The sequence below is a fragment of the Leptospira sp. WS58.C1 genome (assembly GCF_040833995.1).
Lineage (GTDB): Bacteria > Spirochaetota > Leptospiria > Leptospirales > Leptospiraceae > Leptospira_B > Leptospira_B cinconiae.
The window spans coordinates 409,714-433,077 of the sequence record NZ_CP162137.1 but is presented as its reverse complement, the minus strand read 5'-3'; the positions used below and the strand labels follow the sequence as shown (position 1 = coordinate 433,077).

The following is a 23,364-nucleotide window of genomic DNA, read 5'->3' as shown; positions in this document are numbered from 1 at the left end:
GTCAATGCACCGATCTATTTAATATACACCAATATTGTCCTATTTCAGATACCGTAACGATCAATTTTTCAAATTCTACCGGTTTGATAATATAACTATTCACACCTAATTTATAACTTTCTACTATATCTTTTTCTTCCGCGGAAGAAGTTAACATTACTACGGGAACCGTTCTCAATTTTTCATCGGACTTTATCTCTCTTAGTACCTCGAGTCCGTCTACTTTCGGCATTTTCAGATCCAACAAAACGAACAAAGGTTTTCCGCCGGATTCTCTATCCTTGTATCTTCCTCTACAAAACAAAAATTCCAGAGCCTCTTCTCCATCTTTCACATGGAAAACTTGATTTACTAAATTATTTTTTCTGAAACCTCTCAAAGTAAGTTCCGCGTCGTTCGGATTATCCTCAGCATAAAGTATATCATAGTTTCCCGATTGGTTCATTCTTCTCTATTCCTTGTTCGGTATTGTAAAATAAAATGTGGCACCTTGTCCCATTTTTCCTTTCGCCCAAACTTTTCCGCCATGTCTCTGTACGATCCGATCCACGATTGCAAGTCCGATACCGGTTCCGTTAAATTCCTCATTGGAATGTAATCTTTGGAATACCTTGAAAAGTTTATGAGAATATTGATCGTCGAAACCAACTCCGTTATCCTTTACGAAAAACGTTCGATTCCCTTCTTCGTCTAAAAAACCGATTTCGACAAAAGGATTTTGCGACTTGGAAGAATACTTAAATGCGTTCGAGATAAGATTCAACCAAACCTGTTTTAACATGGAAGCATCCCCTTTGACCGGAGGAAGTTCCGAAATTTGCACCTTAGGACTCTTGGATCCGTATTCCTGATTTATGATCTCGATCGAATCCGAAACCATATGTTTCATGTTTATGGAATCCGATTTTGGTTCCAGTTTTGAAACACGATAAAATGCAAGAAGGTCGTCTATCAATTGCCCCATAAATTTGGAATTGGTGGCTATCACGTTCAAAAGTCTGAGAGCTTCGGGCTCCAAAACAGCGGAATAATCTTCCAGCATGATCTTGGTAAATCCGTCTATTCCGCGGATCGGAGCCCGCAGATCGTGAGAAACGGAGTAGCTAAAAGCTTCTAATTCTCGATTCGCATATTCTAATTTTCGAATGTTTTCCTCGAGATCCCGATTTAATTGGATTATTCGGAATTCCCTCTCGTTCCTTTCAGTCACATCCAGCCATTCCACGACACTTCCCAATCTGTTACCGGAAGAATCGATTACGGGATCTGCGCTTAGAATAAATTGTCTTCCACCGATAGAAATGGAACTTTTGTGAGTGTCAGTAAATGTAGAAAGGATTTGCCTTTGTTTTTCAGGTTGAGAATGGAAAATATCTATACAGGATCCTAAAAGCGCTTCCGGAGAAAAACTAGGATATTGGTTCCGAATATTCTCCTTTGCTGTTTGGAACATATTTACAACGGAACGGTTCGTATATACCACATTCAGATCGTTATCCGCAATCATAATATTGCTAGACGCACAATCTAAAGCGGATTTGATCATTAATATTTCCTTATAGAACTTTTCCTTTTCGGAAAGTGAATTTTCTAAAAGTGTATTTTTTTCAGATAGGATCTTTTCCGCTTTGATCTTTAGATCGGATTCCTTTTTTAAGAATCTATAAACTGCTATTAAGATAAGAATATTAAACGAAATCGAAAGAAACAATATCCAATCTGTGATCTTTTCATTAGTTTTGGAATCGGAAACTCTTTCCGCTAAAAGTGAGATCTCTTTTTCTTTTAGTCTGTCGATAGAACGACCTATCTCATTTTCCAGAGCGGCGTTTTCCGCTTTCGCTTCTTTGTTTTGGAAAGGGGAATATCCGAATTTTTGGATCAGTTCATCCCGCCTGATAAGTAATTTTTCCAACTCAAGGAGGCCGGTTTGTTGGGTGGGATTATCTCTAGTAATATATTTTAGTTCCCGGAGTTTAAGGAACAGATTCTTTTTTTCAGTTTTATAATATTCAAGGTCCTCTTTTTTTTCCGAAGTCAAAAAGAGCAAAAAACGGATCTTAGTTTCCTTTACCGAAGAAACCAAACCCTCCAATCTTGAAAGTACTCCGAAAGTATGAGATTCCCAGTCTTTCGATTGTGTAAGATTCCTGCTGCTAATCCAGGAAGAAACACCGATGATTAGGCCTAAAAATCCTATCCCGACAATCCCGAATCTCAGTTTAGAATTATAAGAGAGCATGATATAAGGAAAAAGATAAATTAAAAGTTCTTAATCTTCTAATTCTATCTCATGTTTGATCCGCGTATTTTATTTTTTTTGACCTGATTTTGCAAGATATTTACATAGTTTGGACAAAATTAATTTCCTGAAATCATTTTCGATATTTAACCTCTTAATTAAGTCACATTAGATCGAAAGTTTTAGATTTTATCTAAGGCTTGCTTTATCTTTTGGACCTGGGAGTTCTCCGGCTCCAATCTGTGGGCCTCTCTTAAATGTTCCTTTGCTCTTTCATAGTTTCGTAAAGCGATTGATATCCGACTTAGATTAATCAAATTTCTAATATGTTCCGGCTCTCTTAAGAGTAATCTCTCGCCGAAATCCTGGGCTTTTTGGAATTGTCTAGCTCTTCTAGCTACGTACGAGGCGATGAATAATATTTCTTTATCCACGGGACGGATGTTAAGATATTCTTCCGCAAATTGAGAAGCTTTGGAATAGTTCTTTAATCGAATATGATACTTAAGGAGTCCTTTTTTGACCTCTGGTAGACGATTGTCTATCGAGTCTGCTTCTTCCAATAAAGATAATGCTTCTTCGATATTCTTGTTTTGGGATTTTTCTTTAGCTTTTTTGAGAAGTTGCCTTATCTTTTCCTTCTCTTGTATCCTTTCAATTCCACCTTCTTCCTTAAAGGAGATACGAACCAAGGACAAGTCGTCAGTTAAAGAACCTACTTTTTTTATGGATTCGTATATATTGGAAAGTTCTCCTTTTCCTTCTTCGATAAGTCTTAGGAAAAGTTTTTCATCGTCATTGATAATCCTTGCACCTTCCTCGTCGTTCCCGATAAGGATATCGTCCCTTCCGTCCGAACCTGCTATAATTATATCGCCAGGTAATAGCTGGAACGTTTTCACCGAAATTTTTCCATCCATTCCGGTAGTTCCCAACTTTCTGAACATGAGGTCTCGCTCTATAAAATCCGCTTTTCCGTCCCTGTACAACACTGTCCAAGGATGTTCCGCATTAATATAATATAACGTTCCGGAATTTTCATCTATCAGTCCTATCACTGACGATACGAGCATAGAACCTTCGAAACTTTCGAATACTTTATGCAATTCTATAAAGGCATTTTTCAGCCATCTTTCCGGAGACTGTTCCTTCATTGATCCTACTATCCGAGTTCTCTCTATTATGGACTCGCATACGGCTCCTAGAACCAAGGCTCCCCCCGCTCCTTGCATGGATTTTCCCATGGCGTCCGCATTTAAGAACACTATGTAACGTTGTCCTCTCAGCGTGATCTGGTTGGAGATATTCATATCCCCACCTATCTCATCGTTAAATCTTCGGAAGCTGAACTTCTTCTTTTGTTCTATCAGAAAGTCCACTTTTACGTTTTCCGAAACTGCCTTGTTTGCTCCTAAAGGTTTGATCAGAAGTGATGTGAGGAAATAGTCCCCGTCCTGTTGTTGTTTTAGTTCCCTCACTTCTTCTAGGGTTTTTTCCAATTCCTTGGTCCTATCTTTTACTTTTTCTTCCAATTCATCCGCGTATTCCTGGAGTCTTTTTTTAGCGGCTTGGATACTTCTTGCCATCTTATTGAAAGATCTAGCGATAAATCCGATCTCATCCTCCACACGAGGGGTCAGTCTATAGTCTAAATTTCCCGAATTTACTTCCGTTAGTCCGACAACTACTTCGTCCATGGGAACCACGATCGCATTCTGGAAAAAGAACCGGAATCCGATGACGATCACAAAAAAAGTCAGGACCATAGAGGCGACCAAGATAAAACTCGGATCATGATGGAATATTCTATAATCTTTATATTCGAATCCCACTTCGTATATCTTTCCGTTCGGATTCGGAAGAAAATAATAGGATAAATACATCACAGGTTTAGGATCGGAAGGAGAGTAGATCCTTGTGCCACGGTAGATCCTCTCTCCTGCAAAATGTATTGGGGCCAATGAATTTAATACGATCTTCGAAACTTGTTCGGCCGATTTATTCGAATTGACCGCTTGGACTGCCGATTGTTTTACGTAGGCCAATGTCTCCGAGAGGCCTATGTCCGGCGAAAAGAGCAATCCTTCGATAGATTTTTGTTTTTTACGGTCGGGAAGTCGGGAGTATTTATTTCTGATAATATTCAGTTTTCCGTATATACCTCGAAAATAATCCTCCATATCGGAGTCTTTTACAGTCCCATTATTTTTGGATTTCAAGAAAGCAAGAACTCCGATAGCATACGCCTTAAAATCGTTTGGAGAAGATTCCAAAATCTTCTCCGTTTTTTCCAAACGTTCTTTTGCAGGCAAACTTCCTAAATTAGAGATCCTTTGTTTTTCTCTAAAGAATCGGACTTCCAACTCATCTTCTTTCTTAAATCTGGGATCTTTGTTCCCTCGCTCCGATCGGAACTCACCTTTTTCAGGATCATAAGAGACTATATAAGCGAGACCTTGCGGATTTTTTTCTTCCATAACGGCAATGGAGCTGTCTCTTTTTTTCATCTCATCGTAGGATCTTTCGTATCCGTTCAAGATGGAATAACCTACCAACTGATAACATACGAAGAATGTAGCTAAAGAAACCCCGATAATACGGTTTAAGATCGTAGTTCTTTCTTTAGTAGCATTCACATAAACGATCATGATCAGGAACATACCCGTAACCATGCCCAGATTAAAGGACTGCTGGTAAGTAGCACGCGCAACTGATCCGTTACGACTAAGCGCGTTCAATATTCCCGGAACTACAGTAATCACGGCATAACTAAGAAGAATGTAAATTACCGACCTTCTCTCTTTACCTTTCTCAATGATCGCTTTCCATATCCCGATAACAAGATAACATGCTTCGTAGAATAAGATAATATATATAAAATAACTGTAAAATACGTGTGCTTCATAATCCCAATAATGACTTCCTGGCACAAAAGATCTAGGAGCATCCCAGCATATAAATATATAGTATCCTGTGACGACTAACACTCCCAAATATAGAAGCCAATAAAAGATCAAACCTGGTAAGATCCCTTTCTTCCTTGGTTCAGGGAAATATATAAAAAAACCTACCAATTGTGTAAAACTCATCAGTGGTCCTGCAATTGCAATGACCCGATGGAAAATCGTACTTTCGTCAAAGGAGATAAAACCCCAAAAATATCCTACATTATGGAAAACGGTTGTTAAACCGCAAACCCCCAAATGAAAGGCGGCCATACTTCTCTCTTTGATCGTAAGAAAAAAGAAGCCGGCATAGAGGAAGTACAGAACTATTAAGATCGAACCGAAAGAGTAAAAGTTAAAAAATAACGGATCCATTGATTGGTGTTGAAAAGCGGTCCCGGAAGCTTAGAGTAACGATCTGACTCGGATCAAGCGTAATTTATTTCCAAAATTTTATGAGACTTCTGAGATTTGTAGGAATTCCAGTTTAAACTCGTTCAAGGGTTTTTCTAATACTTCTCTCTTCGCATAAAGCACGTTCTAAAAAGGAATCTTCTTGACCCAGGAACCGAAAAACGGAAGCTTACTTGAAATATCGGCCAACCTACTTTCCCCGATTCATGCAAACATCTTCAGACAGAAAACTTCCGCTATATGTAATTTTCCCGATCTTATTCTGCTTAGGATATCTACTGGCAAACCCCGGGTTCTTTAGCCAACCATACCAAGAGACAGGAGATTATGCTGCCAACGCTCTTCAAATCTGGAAGGCTGGAAAGTTTGAAGAAACATTAGGAGCTTACTCCCGTTTTTTAGTGAATCACCCGGGACCAATCGTCTTTTATTATCTTGCTCTTGCGGAAAAAATATTTTTCTTTGTGAGGTCACCTCACGGAGCCCACTCTATCGGGATCGTTTTTTATAATCTCATTTTCCTTCTGATCGGTTTAAAAATTTTTTATAGTTCTTCCCTAACCTTTAGCCGTAGAACAATGCCAATCCCTGGTCTTCAAGAGCCTGGATCTTTTCAAACCGGCTCTGATACAAAATCGGAAGAGAACAGATCAACTGCTCTTCTATTTGCATCCCTGGTAATAGGATTAATCCCACTCTTACCGAATGCATTTTCCAATATCTGGGGACCGGGAGTGGTACTTTTACCCACATTGGTATTGATCCTTTCTTTAACGGATTTTTCCCAAGGTTCTATCCGAAATTTTTTTTGGGTTATAGTTTGCTCGAATATCATCGTACAAAACCAAATTGTCGGTATTTCTTTTATTGTACCGATGTTCGCCGTAGGAAGTTTTTATTTTTATAAAAATAAAGGACTTTCCCGATACAAAACGAGGGAGTTCGGTTTAAACGTCCTGTTGGCGATAACATTTACGATTATCTGTTGGATCCCGCCATTAGTTGAACAATTCACAAATTCTCCCGGCAATTTAAGTAAAATTTTCGGATTAGCTCTTAAGAATTCTACCTTTCACAAATTAGGCCCTACGCTACAATACGTTCTGTCCTACTATGTATCCCCGCTCAGTATTCCGAAACAGATCCCGGCCCTTTTAGTGGTAGGTATACTGTTCGGAATTCCTATTTTCCGGAAGGATAAATTACAAGAATTTGATAGGTCATTACTCAAAATCCTGATCTGGTCATTCTTTATTACGTTATTCGGCGCTTTCAAGATGAAAGGCGGCCAGATTTCCCATATTTATTGGTTCACATATGTTCTGGCAGGACTTCTTTACTATTTAAATCTAAAGGTTATTCTATCTAAATTAGATTTTCCGAGTACTAGAAACTTTCGAATTTACTCTATTTCCATAGTATTCCTTTGTATCGCTATCTACGGTAAAAATACTGAATTCGAGTACGATAATAGACCTGAAAAATTTTTAACAGCACTCTCTCCGCAAAAAGAAAACAAATACAGGATCCTTTGGAAATCGGATCCTAAAGATTTCGGACAGGGAGATTTAGCCTTGGGTATCCTCCTGAGATTAACCAGAGAAGGATACAACGCATGCCTGAATGAAGAATGGCATTTTTTAGTTCCAAGATCGTTCAGATGTCCCGACTCGGAACCTGCAATTACGATCATATTAGAAACCCCGGAAAAAGAAAGTGAAGAGTTTCAACTTCTAAACAAGAACTCCTTTCACTATAAATCCACAATATTAAGGATCATTGAATGAAAGAATATTTCCTTGGAATTTTTAGACCCGATGAAAGGGAGATCGCACCTTTTAACGGAGCAAGGACCATCGGCTTTTTTATGCTGATCTACGGGCATATGTACCGGACAGTTCAGATCTTTATACCGGATATAGATCCCTATTTAAGAAATTTCTTAAACAACGGATCCGTATGTCTGGACTTATTCTTTCCGTTAAGTGGATTCCTGATCGCAAGCCCTTTATTTGCGGAATTAGAATCCAAAGGAACTATCAACTGGAAATTCTTTTATATAAAAAGATCCCTAAGGATTTTTCCTCCGTTCTATATTTTCTTAATATTGCAGTATTTCGTATTCATTCCTGCAATGCTCAAAAGCGCTCCCCCTGAACTTATCCCTCAAATAGAAGCGGCAAAAAGTAAAATTTGGTTCGATTTTCTTTATATATCCAATTACTTCAAAGGGACCATGTTCCATGGTTGGTCCCTATCTCTGGAGGAACAGTTTTATATAGCATTTCCGATCTTTCTATTGGTTATTTTCAGATATATTCCGAAACCTTTTAGATTAGGATCTTTGATCTTTCTTACCGCACTTCCTTTGATCTATCGCGCGATCTTCATGTATACAGTGATCCTAAAAACCTCCGGCTCAGAAAGTGTGGATCTATACAATGCAAATATCTATTATCCGTTTCACGGACATATAGATTCCGTCCTTTATGGGATCATATTCGCATATATATTCAATTTTCATAAAGGATGGGTGGAAAAAGCTCTCCAATTGGGTCCCTGGGCCAATTACCTGCATGCAGGACTTTGGATCGGTTTATTGGCTTACACCGCTCTAGCGAATGAATTCGAAATGGGATTTCATCAGGTCGTTCGTTTCCCAAGTTTTGCTCTGTTGTGGATCGGGATCTTTATTCTTTCTATGAGAAAAGGGGATCCGATCGGAAAATTCCTTTCTTGGAAAGGATTCTCTCCATTTGCAAAATTATCCTATTGCGCATATATCATCCATATCGTAGTGATGGCGCCTATTTCTAGAAAGTTACTTTTTGCGGATAAAAAATTGGAACAACACGAATTCCTGCTCTATACAATTCCGGTCGGGTTAGCAGTTTTCTTTTTCGCTTATTTTTACCATTTGATCACTGAAAAACCGTTTGCAATCCTTAAGGACAAGCTGATTGCAAAATACAAAGTTAAGATGACCTCGCAAGTTTTCAGCGAACAATTGCAGAAGGTCCCTGATCTGAAATGAGAATTAGGGACTTTAAACGACCCGGAGAATAGGGACATAAACGAAGTTTTTTCCCGGGAAATTCGTTAAAAAAGGCTCCTCCCCTTCTTTTTCTAAAATTATTCGAGAAGAAGGGGGAAAGAAGTTCACGAAAGCTTGTTTTTTGCTTGCTATTAAAAAATCGAATATGCACACAAGGTTCGTTACCCACATGGAAATAACGGTTCAAGGCGACATCCACATCATCAAAATTTCCGGATCCATTCTGCAATCCGACAGCGAGGAACTGGACCGCAATCTGAGCGACCATAATTTCGAACCTTCTCCTAAGATCATAATCGATCTTACAGAGGTGAGTCATATTTGCTCGACTGCTCTGGGGATCCTAGTCTCCTACAAAAAAAAGTTCAACTCTGCGGAAGGGGATATCATCATCGTAGTGAACGACGACGATCTTCTTCAACTGTTTGAGATCACAATGTTGGACAAAGTTTTTAAAGTTCTTCCGACTATCGAAGACGCTTTTGACGAGTTCAAATTGGGAAATTGAAATCCCTTTCTTTAGCTTCCAACAATTCCCATAAAGTTCGCGAAATCCGGGCCATCCTTTCTCCTTTAGGGTTCACTTTATCCACCCCGAAGGAGTTAGGGATCGATTTCGGTCCGGAAGAAACCGGTAAAACTTTTACGGAGAATGCAATTCTCAAAGCCAGGGAATTATTCTCTCTTTCCAAATTTCCTTCTTTAGCGGACGATTCCGGAATTTGTGTGGAAGCTCTAGGCGGAGAACCCGGAGTTTATTCCGCTCGTTTCGGTGGAGATGGTTTAGACGACGAGGGAAGAGCTAGACTTCTCCTGGAAAAAATGAAAGGAGAAAAAAATCGGAACGCAAAATACGTATGCGTGATCGCGTTAGTCACTTCGGAAGGAGAATTTACATTCGAAGGAGAATGTCCCGGACTGATCTCCGATTCTTACGATACAAGCGGAAATGGATTCGGATACGATCCTATTTTCTATTACCCGCCCTTCTCAGCACATTTTTCCCAAGTCTCGGATGAGAAAAAGAACTCGGTTTCTCATCGCAAGAAAGCATTGGATGAGTTAGTAAAATACCTGAAAACATATTCATAAAACCGAATATGCTTCGAGCGAATGTATCTGTCTTATTGAGCTTCCGTAAGAACAGGCCCGCCTGCCAAACGTTTATAGAATTCTTGACCTTCTCTTTCTAAGAACTCTTCGTAAGTACCTTTGAAGTCGCGGATACCCTCCGTTGTAACTTCTAAAACTCGGGTCGCGATCGAACTTATAAATTCCCTATCGTGAGAAACGAATAAGATGGTTCCTTCGAACTTGGTCAAAGCATAGTTCAAAGACTCGATGGACTCCAAATCCAAGTGGTTGGTAGGTTCGTCCAAAGCCAGAAGATTGTCCTGGGCCAAGATCATCTTTCCTAAAATGATCCTGGATTTTTCTCCTCCGGAAAGTACCTGGGTCGGTTTTTTAGCCATGTCCCCGCTGAATAACATTCTGCCTAAAATTGCTCGGATCTCTTCCATCTCGGTGCCTGGAGGAGCGTATCTATATAACCATTCTATAATAGAGTCTGCATCTTCTCCAATCCCTTCTCTATGATCCTGAGGGAAGATAGAAGCTTCTACGGAATCTCCGAAAACAACCTTTCCGGAATCAGGTTCGATCTGTTTCATCAGAGTTTTTAAAAGAGTGGTCTTTCCTACACCGTTTGTTCCGATGATCGCGATTTTCTCGCCTTTAGTGATATTGATCGTAAAATCTTTAAAGATAACTCTATCTTCGTAAGCTTTGGTGATATTATCCGCAAGGATGACGTCCTTACCCAAAACCCGTTTCATTTTGAAAACTATATAAGGAAATAACCTGGAAGAAGGTCTGATCTCCGTCATATTATCTTTGATCTTCTCGATCATCTTTTGGCGAGAAGTAGCCTGTTTGGATTTTGCCGCATTGGCGCTAAATCTACTTACGAATTCTTGTAATTCTGCGATTTTTTCTTTTGACCTTTTATTATCGGATTGAGCTCTTTCTCTGGCAGCCTGAGAAGCTTCCATATACTCGTCATAGTTTCCAGGATAAACTGTCATCGTTTGATAATCTAAGTCGCAGATATGAGAAGCAACCGAGTTGATGAAGTGACGGTCGTGGGAGATCACAATAACGACTCCCTTGTAATTTAATAAGAATGATTCCAACCAGTGAATTGTCTTGATATCCAAGTGGTTGGTAGGCTCGTCTAAAAGTAGAACATCCGGTTTTTGGAATAGAACTTGGGCGAGTAATACTCTAAGTTTGAATCCACCTGTTAAAAAGGAAAGTGTCTGGCTGTGGATGTTTGTAGGAATTCCTAAACCTTCCAACAATTCTCCTGCAACACTTTCCGCCTCGTATCCACCCATTTCTCCGAAAGCTTCCTCTAGTTCGGAAACTCGGATCCCGTCTTCGTCGGACATTTCGGGTTTGGAATAAATTTCATCCCTCTCTTTGGCGATTGCCCAGAGTTCCTTATTCCCCATCATCACAGTATTCAATACGGTTTCATTTTCGTATTCGTAATGGTCTTGTTTTAAGTAACCTACTTTGACTCCTACGTCGATGGCAACGGAACCCGCGGCAGCTTGTTCCATTCCGGCAAGGATTTTCATAAAAGTGGATTTACCGGAACCGTTGGCTCCGATCAGACCGTATCTACAGTTTTCCTTAAACTTAACTGTAACGTTTTCAAAAAGAATTTTCTTTCCGAAATTCAGAGATAAACCCGAAACGCTGATCATACAACCTACCTAACACCGAAGGAATCTTAAAAAGAGGGGATAGGACCATAGTTTATAGGGTGCAGTAATTCGCCAAGCGAATCCTAGGCCGGGTCTATTCGCTCAATTTACGTAATTCTTCGATTCCAGGTAGATTCGATAAATCCGGGACGATTACAATTTCTATCCTTCGATTTGCGGTTCTATTCTCCACACTTGTATTCGGTACAGAAGGACGGGAAGATCCCATAGAAGCAGCGCTGATCCGATCTTCCGGCATTCCGGACTTCACCATTGTATGCAATACGGTCAAAGCTCTTGCGGACGCAAGTTCCCAATTGGAATATCCTTTGATACCGGTGGGTACATCGTCCGTATGACCTTCTACTTGGAATCTTCTTCCGTGAAGGGAAGATAAGATCCCTGTAACTTCTTTAATCGCATCCGTTCCTTTTGAGGATAAACTCGCAGATCCTGGAGGGAATAATATATCGGAAGAAAGAATTACTACCATTCTTCCGTCTACGATCCGGATCTTTAGTTTTCCGGAATCGATCATTCCTTTAAAACTTTCTAATAGGCTTCTGTAATCGGCGATCCTTCTTTCCGTTTCTTCCTGGATACGTTTCATATCTTCTACGGATCTTTGAAGAGAAGATTTATCTCTTTCTAAATTGGAAAGCTCCCTTGCTTTTTCCTCGTACATCGCTTGTAATGCGTCGTATTTGGATTGCGAAACGCAATTGGTTAAAAGGGAAACTGAGGCCAAGGCAAAGGTAAGAATACCCAGATTCGTTTTCATGATTCCTCCGAGTTTTTTCTTAGAACAGGGACGCATAATTCACTTATCGTTGTTTTTGGACTTTTCCCAAGGGATTCTCCTCTATTTTCCGAATTATTTTCGAAAAAATCTGGCGAGAATGTGCGATCCAAGTTAGTCTGTTAGTAATCATGCGATCTTTATTATTAGAACTTCCCCGACTTGGATTCTTTCCCTTAATTTTGTTTTTATTCTTAATTATCCAGTCGAGTCCGTACGCCCAAACCGCTCCTTCAAATCCCCCAGCTAATCCTAAAGAGACCATAGCAGGAGGCCCCCCCCCATTCAAAAAATTGGTGGAGGAAGTTAAGATTTCTTTAAAAGACAGAGGATATATCGTAGACCGAAAATCACATTTTACAGGTTCCGTATTCAAAGGGAATACCGTATCATTCAAACTACAATTCCCCGAAGGAAAGGATAGAAAGATCGTTCGCAAGTTAGGAATAGGTCTCGCTCACGAAAATCCTGACCAAGCCGTATTGGTTCATATCTTCCAATCGGATAGCGAAGATAGAAAATTATCTCCTCTATTTACGGGATTTGTAGAACCTTCTTTCGTGTATGAATGGGAAGCTAGATTCGGAGAAAATCATTTCTTAGTAGAGATCAGATTAGATGAATCGGAGTCTAACGTTGCAAACTTCGAGCTTCTATTCGGAAGCCAATTATACACTCCTGCAGCCGCATTCGGGAGAGAGGAAAAGGATCAAAACCTGAACCAACCAGGTTCTCCAGGCAAAAAACAACCGGGAGCCGAAGGAAGACTTCCTGGTACGAGTGAGTTGAATAACTACTTTGAAGTTTTTAAGAAAGAGTTCTGAATCTTCAGATTGCATTTAAGTCGGGTAAGACTAACTTTCCTACAAGATTGACCTAAATAGCATTTCCAAATAAGTTAATGAATTGCGGAATTCTGGCGTTTGTTATATCTTCGCTAATATAGTGAAATTTCTATCCTAAAGGATAGATCTTCCGGCGATTTCGGGATCTTCGATCTTCAGACAAAAAAAAATCATTTCGCCGGATTAATCCTCCTAAAAGAGGTCGGATCGGTGAAAAAGAAGGACGGTAGCCCAGTCTACCCCACAAACGGAGTTTTCAGAAATTCTCGAGAGAGAATTTTAGAAGGCGCTGCGATTGCTTTTGCCCGCAAGGGATTCCATGGAACTTCTCTGAGAGAGATCAGTAGAGAATGTGGGTTGGAGCAACCTAGTATCTATCATCATTTTCATTCCAAAGAGAACCTGTTTAGAAAAGCGTTGGTAGCCACTCATTTGATGATATTGAACGATATCCGAAGCAGAGTGATAAAAGATAAAGGTTTAAGAGAAGAGGTTGTATCCGTATTCAGGGCAATTTCCGATATCGCTAGACAGTTTCCTGATAGAGCTAAACTTCCCTTCAGCTTAGTATATTCTGCGCCGGAAAATCTGGTCCAAGAATATACGAATCATTATGGAGCCCAGTATAGGAAGTTACTGGATGCAGCCGTGGATCGAAACCCCCCGGCTAAGAAGGCGGAACTTAAACTATCCCTTCTCGTGGACCTATTGCATAGTTTGATACTTTCTATCTCCTCAGAGCGATTTTTTGAGGATAGGGTCAGAGGATTGGAAGATAGGATCGATCATATCCTGCTTAGTTAGCCTCAAAAGCTAAGTTAAAGACCCTTTTTTTTCTCGTAAGCCTCGGTCGGTTCTGTTTTCTGGTCCCCATGAGCGCACCTGAAATCGTACCAATTGGCCAACTCCCTCCATTAGGGGTGGTCCCGAAAAAAATGCATGCACAGGTCATCCGACCAGAGCGTTATGGAGACCCGATCAAATCCATCCAACCGGAAGAGATAGATGTCCCAGAAATTGCTCCGGACGAAGTGCTGGTTGCAGTCATGGCGGCAGGAATTAATTATAACAACGTATGGGCCGGTCTAGGCTTCCCGGTAGATGTGATTGCCGCTAGGAACAAAAAAGGCGAGCCGGAGAAGTTCCATATCGGAGGTTCTGACGCTTCCGGAATCGTATATAAAGTAGGTTCCGAAGTTAAGAACGTAAAAGTCGGAGACGAAGTCGTCCTACACTGCGGTATCTGGGATAAAAACGATCCTTGGATCAAAGCTGGGAATGATCCTATGCTTGCACCTTCCGAATTGATTTGGGCGTATGAAACGAACTGGGGATCCTTCGCACAATTCTGTAAGGTCCAAGACCACCAATGTCTTCCTAAACCAAAACATCTTTCTTGGGAAGAAGCTGCTGCTTACATGCTCGTTGGAGCAACGGCATACAGAATGCTTCACCACTGGAAACCGAACGATGTAAAACCGGGGGACGTAGTGTTGATTTGGGGAGGAGCCGGTGGACTCGGAGCTATGGCAATCCAGATCGTAAAAGCAGCAGGCGGAATTCCGATCGCTGTAGTATCTTCCGACGACAAAATCGACTTCTGTAAAAAGCTTGGCGCTGCCGGTGTAATAAACAGAAACAATTTCAAACATTGGGGTGCCCTTACTTCGGATATTAATAAGCCTGAAGTATTTGTAGAATGGACCAAACAAGCCCGCGAATTCGGAAAGGCTATCTGGGACATCGCAGGAAAAGGAAACAATCCTAAGATCGTATTCGAACATCCGGGTGAGACCACCATCCCTACTTCCGTTTTCGTATGTGAAACCGGAGGAATGGTAGTTATTTGCGCGGGAACCACAGGTTATAACGCAACCGTAGACTTAAGATATCTGTGGATGCGCCAAAAACGTCTCCAAGGTTCTCACTTTGCAAACGACGAAAACGCAGCCGGTTTGAACCAACTCGTGATCGACAAGAAGGTAGATCCTGCTCTCTCTCATACGTACAAGTTTGAAGAGACAGCAATGGCTCACCAATTGATGAAAGAAAACAAACACCCTTCAGGAAACATGAGTATCCTTGTGGGTGCTGATAAACTAGGACTAGGTAGAAAGTAAACTACCGCAGAAGGGCTCCTGATCGCGGGAGTCCTTCTACCCTCCGAACTACATTATAAAAGTATAATCAAATGAAAGCGGTCCAACTTTCCTCTTTCGGAAAAGAAAATCTCTCCTTAATCGATCTACCGGAACCGGGCAAGCCAGGTCCTGGAGAAGTTTTAGTCCGTTTCAGAGCGGCTTCCTTAAATTTCAGGGATTATCTGGTGGTTCAAGGAAAGTACAATCCGAATTTTCCCGTACCAATGGTTCCTTGCAGCGACGGATCGGGAGAAATAGTAGAAGTCGGAGAGAATGTCACAGGTATTACGAGCGGAGATAAAATAAACGCAACCTTTGCTCCATACTGGTTATCCGGACATGCAAACAAAAAAGAACTCAGGACCACTCTCGGCGGTCCTTTAGACGGGACTCTAAGACAATATGCAATCCTTCCTGCAACCGGAGTGGTTCCAATGCCTTCTCATCTCAACTTTGAAGAAGCTGCCACACTTCCTTGTGCCGGACTTACCGCTTGGTCTTCTTTTTTTGTGGAAAGCCGACTCAAAAAAGGGGAATCCGTAGTTATACAAGGCACAGGCGGAGTTTCCTTATTCGCATTACAATTTGCTAAAGCAGTTGGAGCCACAGTCTATTTGACCTCTTCCTCCGACGAAAAACTGGAAAGAGGAAAATCCTTAGGCGCGGATTATCTGATCAACTATAAAAGTGTAACATCCTGGGGAGAGAAGATCAGAGAGTTAACCGGTGGAGAAGGTGCCGATCACATAGTGGAAGTGGGCGGAGCCGGAACCTTAGAACAATCCATTAAGGCAGTAAAATTATTCGGCACAATCCATCTAATCGGGATCTTAGCGGGAGCCATCAAGGATCTAAACCTTCTCCCTCTGGTCATGAACCAGATCAAAGTCCAAGGGATCGTAGTCGGTCATAGAGAAGGTTTCCTTGCCATGAACAAAGCAATAGAAGAATGGAAACTGAAACCGGTAGTGGATAAGGTCTACGAACTTTCCGAATTCAAAGATGCATTAGAGTATTTGAAAGACGGAAAACATTTCGGAAAGATCGTAGTTCGTATTCCTTAAACTTGGTTTAAGCGGCAGAACCTGCAGTTTCCCGTTTTTGCCCCTTTGTAGAGCGATACAAATAATCTTTTGCCTTATGGGCCATAAATCTACCGAAACCGTTTTCTTTTCCGATCTCGGGAAGAACGATCCCGTTCTCCACAGCGACTTTTCCGTTAATCAGCACCGCACGGATCGCTTCTTCATTTCTGCGAACCAAACGAACCATTCCGCCGAATTCCGGCATGGGGGTTTCTTGGATGGTTTCCACTTTTTCGTTCAGACCGTTTGGATTTAAAAGAACGATATCCGCTTGAGCCCCTACTTTCAATTTGCCTGTATCTAAACCGAACCAATCAGCGATCTCTCCCGTCACTCTCCAAACCGCCTTTTCCATAGAGAGGAAAGGTTTTCCTTCCAGTTCTGCATCTCTCACTAATTTCAGAAAACGTAATGGAAAATTATAATGAGCCATTCCTCTTAAATGGGCTCCTGCATCGGAAAATCCGATCAACACATCCGGATGACTGACTATATACTTTAAAGGCCCTTTTCGGTCGTTCCCGATCACAGTATACCAACGTATATCGTTCCCATACTCCGCACATAGATCCAAAAATGTTTCGACCACATGTTGTTTTCTTTCTTTGGCGAGTTCGGAGAAGGATCTGCCTACCAGCTTTTGATCAGGACATTCTACAATCTTGGATTCGTTGAAGTCTCTATGAAATACTCGTGGCAAAAACCAATTGGTCCATTGTCTGCGAAACCATTTTCTATACCCTTTATCGAGCAGAAGTTTCCTGCGCTCGGCAAGATCCGCCAAATGAATGGCAGCGGTTCCCGCACCGAATTCTTCGAAGACTACTACATCTACTCCATCCGCATAAAGATCGAATACCGCCGGAACCGCCTGCAAACGAACGTCTCCTTTTAAGATCGTATTCACGATCCGAGTTAAAAACGCTACCAATTTGTAAATAGATCGATTGGATCTTGGATCCATGAGAGAAATGATCGTAGTCTTTAGTTTTTTTCTCAAAATCCCTAGACTTTCCTTAAAGAATAGAAGAACATTATACTTTGTAGAAACGTTCGGCACTCCTTGGAAGATACGCTCTTCTCTACGAACGATTCGATTCAACCTGCTAATCTCGGACCATTTGGCAAAGGTAGACGGAAGAGGTTTACTTCTGAATCGGCTTCCATCCATCTTGTCCCAGGTAAGAGTATTGATAGACAGTCCCAAGTATCCGCAGTCGATCGCTTCTTGCAGAAGTTTCTCCATTTGTAACATTTCCTGCTCCGTAGGTTTTACTCCATGAGAAAGAGATCTTTCCAATCCCATAGAATAAGCTCGGATAGCAGAATGCCCCAAAAATGTAGAAACATTCGGACCCAAAGGAAGCGAATTCAAATGGTCGGCATATTCTTTCATCGAATTCCAAGTTTTCTTTTTTTGTAATAAAGGTAGCACTTGCTCTCTCGGGATTGCCTCCACCCTACTGAACATATCCGCAAGGTCTTCAGCCGTTCCGATACAAAGACTGAGAGAACAACTTCCCATTGTGATGGTGGTCACACCGTGCATTACAGATTCTTTAAGTCCTGGAGAAGCTTCCACCTCTGCATCGTAATGTGTATGAAAGTCAATGAATCCCGGAGTAACCCAAAGTCCTTTTGCGTCATAAATCTTCTTTGCATCACCGGAAATCGATTTTGAGATCTCTACAATAGTTCCATCCAGGACCGCAACATCTCCGATAAAGGATCCGTTCCCTTCTCCATCGAATATTCTTCCATTCTTGATCAGAACATCGTACTTCATAATGATTCCTCTTCTCTATCCTATGTTTTAGAGCTTCGCTACGAAAGTGTATAATAATCCACAGTCAATCTTTTTCAAATTTTTTGAATATAGATGAACGATTGTTCACAGAAAAAGAAAATTGTATATACGATGGGACCGATCACGCTGAGTTCTATCCTGGCATCGGCACATACGCGAACCTTCTCCATGCGCCCTCCGACGCGACCACAGGCAAAAGTACCGGGTAGGCTGATAGCACAAAATTAGAGCATGCTCTACACAAAATCCATAACTCAGCCCTATTCGCCCGCTCCATCCCCGATTGTTCAGAAAAAAATTTCCAAACCAGCGCATCTTCCCCCCAAAATACGTTAGTCGGTCTTAAAAATGGGGATTTTTCAACTTGGGACCTTCTACTCTTAACCCATCCCTAAAAGAATATTTATTAAAAACCGAGCGTTATAAAAAAACATTGGTTCTATATCAAATGTTATTTTATCAGTGCTTTTTTCGAGTGTTTTCTCTTGACAGTTACAAGTCTTGAATTAATCTTCAAAAGCTCGGTATTGTACCGAGTGATACAGATAAAAAAGCGAACAAGTTAAACTAAGCGAATCTCAATCTGAGACCATATAGACAGCAAGAGAATAGTGAAGAGGTAAACTCAAATGCGTAAATTAGGATTAGCAGTATTGCTCCTATTTTTGTGTAGCGGCACAGTGTTCGCTTCCGGTGGAGGATCTTCCTCCAAGCCCCTAGCGGGATCGTATCCAATCGTTCTTTCCCATGGACTTTTCGGTTGGGGAAATGATTCCTCCGGTGTTATCAGTATTTTAAGCTATTGGGGAGGAATGGATACTTACCTTCAATCCCAAGGAGCTACCGTATATGCACCTGCCAAAACCGCGGCTCAATCCAATGAAACTCGCGGAGTTCAGTTAAAGGACAAAATCCTTGTCTATATGGCTGCAAACGGCTTCAGCAAAGTACATATCCTTGGGCACTCTCAAGGTGGATTGGATAGCCGTTACGCAATTTCCAACCTTGGACTTTCTTCTAAAGTTTCTACTCTAACCACTTTGAATACTCCTCATAGAGGATCTCCGATTGCGGACATTATTAATACTGTATTGCCTAGTTGGATTAAACCTTTTGTTAGCACGATTCTTGGGGTTTTCGTTCAGTTAGTATATAATGGTGGAGAGCAAAATGCGATTGCTGCATTAGGCTCTTTGACTACAAGCGGAACTGCAGCCTTTAATACTCGTACTCCTGATGCTCCTTCCGTAAAATATTTCTCTTACGGTTCTTACATCACAATTCCTGACTTAATCCAACACCCTCTGATGGGGTTGATCCAACCTGCTTGTATCGCCGGCGGATTGTTTAATGGACAAGGTGGGACTTGCGACGGACTCGTTCCTTATTCTTCTTTGAAATGGGGAACCTTCAAAGGTGGACCTGATTACGGTCTTCTGGTAACAGGTGTAGACCATATCCAGTGCTCCAACACTCTAAATTCCGGAAAGTTTTGGTACGACGTGGAAGGTTACTTCCTGAAAATGGCATCCAACGCGAAATCTAATCAGTAATTTCGAACGTTGTGTCTGGAAAAGCCGGGCTAATCTCCCGGCTTTTTTTATGCCCAAACCTAAGGGTAGAATAGCGATTTTCTAGTTGGTATTTTTCTAATATTCCTCATTCTTTCCGCTTATGAGTTTTTCCCCGAAATTTGCGATCTTGGGTTCCGGAAGTATAGGAACGTATATCGGCGCGTACTTGTTAAAAGCAGGGTATCCCGTAGTATTTGTAGGTAGAGAAAGATTAAAACAAGAGATCCAATTATTCGGTTTAGGGATCAGTGATTATCGAGGAAATTCCTTCACACTTGCCCCAAGCCAGATCCGTTATGTAACCGATATAAAGGAGGCCAAAGATTCGAACGTATTTTTGATCACTGTCAAAAGTAAAGATACGATAGAAGTCGGAAAATCCATCCGTTCTCTTTTTTCACCGGAAGAACTTTCCAAAATTGTGATCGTAAGTTTTCAGAATGGGGTTCGAAATTCCAAGGAACTAGCTTCCGTTTTGCCGGAGCTAAACGATAGAAATTTAGCGGGTATGGTCCCGTTTAATGTTGTGGCAAAAGGTAAAGGGCAATTCCACCAAGGAACAAGCGGAGAACTCGTAGTTAAATCGAACGAATTCGGAAATAAGATCCATTCTTATCTGAGAAAAGCCGGTTTACCCTCTATCGTACATAAAAATATGGAGGGAGTGCTTTGGGGAAAGCTACTTTTTAATTTGAATAATAGTCTCAACGCACTTGCAGGCATTCCTCTTAGAGAAGAATTATCCCAAAGAACTTACAGAAAAATTTTAGCTTCTATGATCACTGAAGGTTTAGAAATACTCAAACTTTCCGGGATCCAACCTGCAAGTGTAGGAAAAATGATCCCTTGGCTTGCACCAATCATTCTGAAATTACCCGATTTTCTATTTTTCAGAGTAGCCTCTAGTATGGTGAAAATTGATCCGGAAGCAAGATCCTCCATGTGGGAGGACCTTCATCATGGAAGAACAACTGAAATTTCCTTTTTGAACGGAGAGATCATACGTTTAGCGGATGAGATCGGGCATAAGGCACCGATCAATCGTAAAATAGCGTCTTTGATTGCAGAAGCGGAAAGCGGTTCCGGTAAATCTCAATACGATGCGGAAACGCTTTCCAGCCTTTTAGGAGTGAATTAGGTTTCTTTGTCGCCCGGTCCGGAAGCAGTGTCTTCCGGTTTTCCTTTTCCGAAAACGAATCTTCTAATAGCGTAAAAGAGACCGATGGCGGCAGGGATCAGTAGTTTTGCTCCTTTAAGCAAAAATCCTCCGATCACTGCAAATAATCCCGCTTTTTTCAAAAGCCCCCCCGCAATCAAACCTCCGATCCCGTAAGCAGCTAAACTATCTATTTTAGAATCATAATCTGCATAACGGTTTCCTTCGGAAAATTCCACACTTTCGAGGATCCTCCCAACATCGTTCTCCACTCTTTTTAAAACGGAAATATCCCCGAGTACGTTAAGCAGAAGATAACCGCTTCTTCCTAAAACCCGAATATTATAATTGAGAGTGTTTGTTTCGGTTCCGTCGAATTTATATTCTTTTGCCCAATGTAATTTTTTAGCGGCAGAATCATAATAAGGATTAGAGGCCCAGCCTACTAATTCCAATCCGGAATATCCGTCTTTTTTTCTCAGTTCGCTTTCTTCCTTAGTAGAGTCTTTTAGATCGGCTAATAAGTCGTCGTAATTGATATCTTTGGAATCCTCGTCATCCACATGCCCTTCGTCCACATAATCTATTGTAATCGCGTAGGAACCCAAGTCTAAAGGTGTTTCGCTAGAGATGAATAAAATCCCTAGTCCTGGTTCGGTAGTGGGAGGATTTCCCCAAACATCTTCCAACACGATCTTACTGTCTTTTGGGTTCAGATATTTGTAACCTTTCGGAACTTGGATATTTGCGATCACCTTTCCGTCCTTATTTGTAAGGGGTACTAGGTTAGTTTCATACTTTAAGGATTTGATCCATTTTAATAAGTCTGCATCTGTTTCAAATTTTTGAGCGGAAACAGGAAGACTCCATAGGATGGCCGTAAAAAAGAAGGCGGCCAAGAATCGAGGAATCATATAATCTCTCCCGGGATTAAAATCGAGTAACAGATAATATGCCGGTCGGCAAGGAATTCGGACAACTAATAATGTTTAAATTAGAAAAAATATATTGAAAAGAACGAACGTTATAGGACGAGTTTAAGGCGATTTTGCAGCGAACAATCCCACGTCTTTTCTGACATGTTTTAGTTCCCATTCATGCAAACTGATACCTTCTTCTTCCGCTCTTCTAGCCCTGTACGAACTCAATAAGTTATATGTGATCGGATAACCTAGTAAAGCCAGAGGGATCCCGAATGCAAAACCTCCAATAAACATAGGAAGGCCCATCTTATCGAATAAGAAAATTGTCCAATGATACAATCCGCTGATCAGATCCATTGATTCCGATTCTTTAGAGATGGCTAATAACGTGTCAAAGCTGATTTGCTGGAAAGGGATCCCAAGTAAAAGTAAAACCTGCTTTCCTGTCCAATAGAATAGGGAGTAGAAAAACGGAACTGTGACCGGATTTGTGATCCAGATCATTGCGATTGCGATCGGAAGATAAAAACGGATACGGAATAATCGAAGTACCAACCAAGTCCCCAATCCCAAATACATTTGCACTCCTACTAAAGGAGTCATAGACCATAGCAAACCGATTGTGGTCCCTAAACAAACTTCGTGGATCGGAGCGTATGATTCTTGAAAAGGTAAGATGATTTGTTTATGGATGATCCGCCAGATCGTTCTCAGAAAATTCATTATGGCCTGTTTTATTTAGAACTGGAAAGTTTGGAATAATGTTCCCAAGATTTTGAGTATTTCTCCATTGCCGGAAATAATTCGAAGGCTTTTTTTGCGGACTCGCTTGCTGCCTTCGGATTTTTTTCGAAATCGTTTTGTAACTTCGCCAGAAGATAATAGGTTTCCGCCTTAATGATCAAATCCCTGTATTCGGTTTCTAATCCTTTTTTTAAGGATCGGATCGAAGCAGATTTGTCACGATTTAATAGATACACAAAACCGAGTCCATAAAATGCAGAACCTTCCGGCTTTACTTGGATGGATTTATCGTACCAATCCATCGCTTCCTCTCTTTCATCCTGAGAAAGCGCCAAATTTCCAAGATCAGTAAGTAACATAGAACTGTATTCTTTGTCCTTAGAGGCCTGCGCGATCACTAAGGCTTGTTTGTATCTTGTTTCCGCCTTTTCAAAATTCTGTTTATGTTTTTCGATTTGAGCGAGCCCTCGCAGACAGTCGATAGAGTTCTTATTCTCCTTTAAACAAAGTTTATATTCTTTCTCTGCAGAAGAGTCTTCTTTGCGCAAGTAATAGATCCAACCTCTCAAATAATGGACTTGATCCATTTTCCCGGTGGTAAGGGCCTTATCCTTCGCCTTTTGGACCGATTCCGTTAAATGGCCGGAGTCCAATAGATCTCTGATCTCTAGAATGGATGGCTCATCCTTCTCCCCTGAACAAGCGGAATAGAAAGCCAATACGAGTGTAACGCTAGCAAAAATAGGATATTTTTTGGGAAAATCAAAACGGCTCATCTGTAGGTCAATATCGGTCTTTTTCATCATCTTTCGGAGGAGCGACATGGCAACAGGAATTTCCAGGTTTTCACGTGGATCCGGCGA

General features: G+C 41.1%; 19 protein-coding genes. 10 read left to right on the top strand and 9 right to left on the bottom strand.

What is annotated here, in order from left to right; all coding sequences use genetic code 11:
- Position 1: 1 nt before the first annotated feature.
- From AB3N61_RS01990 to AB3N61_RS01980, 3 genes are all read right to left on the bottom strand, one after another.
- The gene (locus AB3N61_RS01990; RefSeq protein ID WP_020769672.1) at positions 2-445 is read right to left on the bottom strand and encodes a response regulator; all 444 of its coding nucleotides are present in this window, start codon (positions 443-445) and stop codon (positions 2-4) included.
- Positions 446-451: 6 nt separating this feature from the next.
- Positions 452-2,242, bottom strand: coding sequence for an ATP-binding protein (locus AB3N61_RS01985; RefSeq protein WP_020769557.1), 1,791 nt, complete (start codon positions 2,240-2,242; stop codon positions 452-454).
- Positions 2,243-2,424: 182 nt separating this feature from the next.
- Positions 2,425-5,562, bottom strand: a complete 3,138-nt coding sequence (locus tag AB3N61_RS01980) for a SpoIIE family protein phosphatase (protein WP_367898349.1) — start codon at positions 5,560-5,562, stop codon at positions 2,425-2,427.
- Positions 5,563-5,774: 212 nt separating this feature from the next.
- On the opposite strand from AB3N61_RS01980, the gene AB3N61_RS01975 reads away from it, so the two are divergent.
- The 4 genes from AB3N61_RS01975 to rdgB all read left to right on the top strand — a co-directional run bounded on the left by AB3N61_RS01975 (position 5,775) and on the right by rdgB (position 9,748).
- Positions 5,775-7,388: a hypothetical protein gene (locus AB3N61_RS01975; RefSeq protein ID WP_367898348.1), complete on the top strand. Its 1,614-nt coding sequence runs from the start codon at positions 5,775-5,777 to the stop codon at positions 7,386-7,388.
- The gene (locus AB3N61_RS01970; protein ID WP_020769579.1) at positions 7,385-8,635 is read left to right on the top strand and encodes an acyltransferase family protein; all 1,251 of its coding nucleotides are present in this window, start codon (positions 7,385-7,387) and stop codon (positions 8,633-8,635) included. Before AB3N61_RS01975 ends, AB3N61_RS01970 begins: the two co-directional genes overlap by 4 nt.
- A gap of 190 nt (positions 8,636-8,825) precedes the next feature.
- Entirely contained in the window at positions 8,826-9,164 is a 339-nt protein-coding gene (locus tag AB3N61_RS01965; RefSeq protein WP_010514772.1) for an STAS domain-containing protein, read from the top strand.
- Positions 9,161-9,748, top strand: coding sequence for an RdgB/HAM1 family non-canonical purine NTP pyrophosphatase (gene rdgB, locus AB3N61_RS01960; RefSeq protein WP_367898347.1), 588 nt, complete (start codon positions 9,161-9,163; stop codon positions 9,746-9,748). The genes AB3N61_RS01965 and rdgB overlap by 4 nt, the downstream gene beginning before the upstream one ends.
- Positions 9,749-9,780: 32 nt before the next feature.
- On the opposite strand, the gene AB3N61_RS01955 is transcribed toward rdgB, so the two are convergent.
- Entirely contained in the window at positions 9,781-11,427 is a 1,647-nt protein-coding gene (locus tag AB3N61_RS01955) for an ATP-binding cassette domain-containing protein (RefSeq protein ID WP_020769674.1), read from the bottom strand.
- Positions 11,428-11,521: 94 nt separating this feature from the next.
- Positions 11,522-12,208: an OmpA family protein gene (locus AB3N61_RS01950; protein WP_367898346.1), complete on the bottom strand. Its 687-nt coding sequence runs from the start codon at positions 12,206-12,208 to the stop codon at positions 11,522-11,524.
- Positions 12,209-12,357: 149 nt separating this feature from the next.
- Here AB3N61_RS01950 and AB3N61_RS01945 point away from each other — a divergent pair, with 149 nt between their 5' ends.
- From AB3N61_RS01945 to AB3N61_RS01930, 4 genes are all read left to right on the top strand, one after another.
- Positions 12,358-13,050: a hypothetical protein gene (locus AB3N61_RS01945; RefSeq protein WP_020769876.1), complete on the top strand. Its 693-nt coding sequence runs from the start codon at positions 12,358-12,360 to the stop codon at positions 13,048-13,050.
- Between the two features lie 231 nt (positions 13,051-13,281).
- Positions 13,282-13,875 carry a TetR/AcrR family transcriptional regulator gene (locus tag AB3N61_RS01940; RefSeq protein WP_367898345.1) on the top strand — a complete coding sequence of 198 codons (594 nt, stop codon included), beginning with the start codon at positions 13,282-13,284 and terminating at the stop codon, positions 13,873-13,875.
- A gap of 68 nt (positions 13,876-13,943) precedes the next feature.
- Complete coding sequence (gene ccrA, locus AB3N61_RS01935; RefSeq protein WP_036089522.1) at positions 13,944-15,191, top strand: crotonyl-CoA carboxylase/reductase; 1,248 nt, start codon at positions 13,944-13,946, stop codon at positions 15,189-15,191.
- Positions 15,192-15,262: 71 nt separating this feature from the next.
- Positions 15,263-16,276, top strand: coding sequence for a zinc-dependent alcohol dehydrogenase family protein (locus AB3N61_RS01930; protein WP_367898344.1), 1,014 nt, complete (start codon positions 15,263-15,265; stop codon positions 16,274-16,276).
- Between the two features lie 7 nt (positions 16,277-16,283).
- On the opposite strand, the gene AB3N61_RS01925 is transcribed toward AB3N61_RS01930, so the two are convergent.
- Positions 16,284-18,083: an N-acyl-D-amino-acid deacylase family protein gene (locus AB3N61_RS01925; RefSeq protein ID WP_367898343.1), complete on the bottom strand. Its 1,800-nt coding sequence runs from the start codon at positions 18,081-18,083 to the stop codon at positions 16,284-16,286.
- Between the two features lie 650 nt (positions 18,084-18,733).
- Between AB3N61_RS01925 and AB3N61_RS01920 the strand changes: the two genes are divergently transcribed.
- Together AB3N61_RS01920 and AB3N61_RS01915 are read left to right on the top strand one after the other, a co-directional pair.
- The gene (locus AB3N61_RS01920; protein ID WP_020769615.1) at positions 18,734-19,657 is read left to right on the top strand and encodes an esterase/lipase family protein; all 924 of its coding nucleotides are present in this window, start codon (positions 18,734-18,736) and stop codon (positions 19,655-19,657) included.
- Positions 19,658-19,778: 121 nt separating this feature from the next.
- Positions 19,779-20,816 (top strand): 2-dehydropantoate 2-reductase, encoded by a 1,038-nt coding sequence (locus AB3N61_RS01915; protein WP_367898342.1) that lies wholly within the window; start codon positions 19,779-19,781, stop codon positions 20,814-20,816.
- Here the strand turns inward: AB3N61_RS01915 and AB3N61_RS01910 are convergent.
- The 3 genes from AB3N61_RS01910 to AB3N61_RS01900 form a co-directional block, all read right to left on the bottom strand.
- Positions 20,813-21,748 carry a DUF2167 domain-containing protein gene (locus AB3N61_RS01910; RefSeq protein ID WP_020769804.1) on the bottom strand — a complete coding sequence of 312 codons (936 nt, stop codon included), beginning with the start codon at positions 21,746-21,748 and terminating at the stop codon, positions 20,813-20,815. The two genes, AB3N61_RS01915 and AB3N61_RS01910, sit on opposite strands and share 4 nt — an antisense overlap.
- Before the next feature lie 123 nt (positions 21,749-21,871).
- Positions 21,872-22,480, bottom strand: coding sequence for a DUF2062 domain-containing protein (locus AB3N61_RS01905; protein WP_020769442.1), 609 nt, complete (start codon positions 22,478-22,480; stop codon positions 21,872-21,874).
- A gap of 11 nt (positions 22,481-22,491) precedes the next feature.
- Positions 22,492-23,277 carry a tetratricopeptide repeat protein gene (locus tag AB3N61_RS01900; RefSeq protein WP_036089665.1) on the bottom strand — a complete coding sequence of 262 codons (786 nt, stop codon included), beginning with the start codon at positions 23,275-23,277 and terminating at the stop codon, positions 22,492-22,494.
- Between the last annotated feature and the right edge of the window lie 87 nt (positions 23,278-23,364).

Bases quoted from the DNA above. Each gene is read 5' to 3' on its own strand.
- AB3N61_RS01990 (WP_020769672.1), bottom strand. From the start codon at position 445: ATGAACCAATCGGGAAACTATGATATACTTTATGCTGAGGATAATCCG.
- AB3N61_RS01985 (WP_020769557.1), bottom strand. From the start codon at position 2,242: ATGCTCTCTTATAATTCTAAACTGAGATTCGGGATTGTCGGGATAGGA.
- AB3N61_RS01980 (WP_367898349.1), bottom strand. From the start codon at position 5,562: ATGGATCCGTTATTTTTTAACTTTTACTCTTTCGGTTCGATCTTAATA.
- AB3N61_RS01970 (WP_020769579.1), top strand. From the start codon at position 7,385: ATGAAAGAATATTTCCTTGGAATTTTTAGACCCGATGAAAGGGAGATC.
- AB3N61_RS01965 (WP_010514772.1), top strand. From the start codon at position 8,826: ATGGAAATAACGGTTCAAGGCGACATCCACATCATCAAAATTTCCGGA.
- AB3N61_RS01955 (WP_020769674.1), bottom strand. From the start codon at position 11,427: ATGATCAGCGTTTCGGGTTTATCTCTGAATTTCGGAAAGAAAATTCTT.
- AB3N61_RS01950 (WP_367898346.1), bottom strand. From the start codon at position 12,208: ATGAAAACGAATCTGGGTATTCTTACCTTTGCCTTGGCCTCAGTTTCC.
- AB3N61_RS01945 (WP_020769876.1), top strand. From the start codon at position 12,358: ATGCGATCTTTATTATTAGAACTTCCCCGACTTGGATTCTTTCCCTTA.
- ccrA (WP_036089522.1), top strand. From the start codon at position 13,944: ATGAGCGCACCTGAAATCGTACCAATTGGCCAACTCCCTCCATTAGGG.
- AB3N61_RS01930 (WP_367898344.1), top strand. From the start codon at position 15,263: ATGAAAGCGGTCCAACTTTCCTCTTTCGGAAAAGAAAATCTCTCCTTA.
- AB3N61_RS01925 (WP_367898343.1), bottom strand. From the start codon at position 18,083: ATGAAGTACGATGTTCTGATCAAGAATGGAAGAATATTCGATGGAGAA.
- AB3N61_RS01920 (WP_020769615.1), top strand. From the start codon at position 18,734: ATGCGTAAATTAGGATTAGCAGTATTGCTCCTATTTTTGTGTAGCGGC.
- AB3N61_RS01915 (WP_367898342.1), top strand. From the start codon at position 19,779: ATGAGTTTTTCCCCGAAATTTGCGATCTTGGGTTCCGGAAGTATAGGA.
- AB3N61_RS01910 (WP_020769804.1), bottom strand. From the start codon at position 21,748: ATGATTCCTCGATTCTTGGCCGCCTTCTTTTTTACGGCCATCCTATGG.
- AB3N61_RS01905 (WP_020769442.1), bottom strand. From the start codon at position 22,480: ATGAATTTTCTGAGAACGATCTGGCGGATCATCCATAAACAAATCATC.
- AB3N61_RS01900 (WP_036089665.1), bottom strand. From the start codon at position 23,277: ATGAGCCGTTTTGATTTTCCCAAAAAATATCCTATTTTTGCTAGCGTT.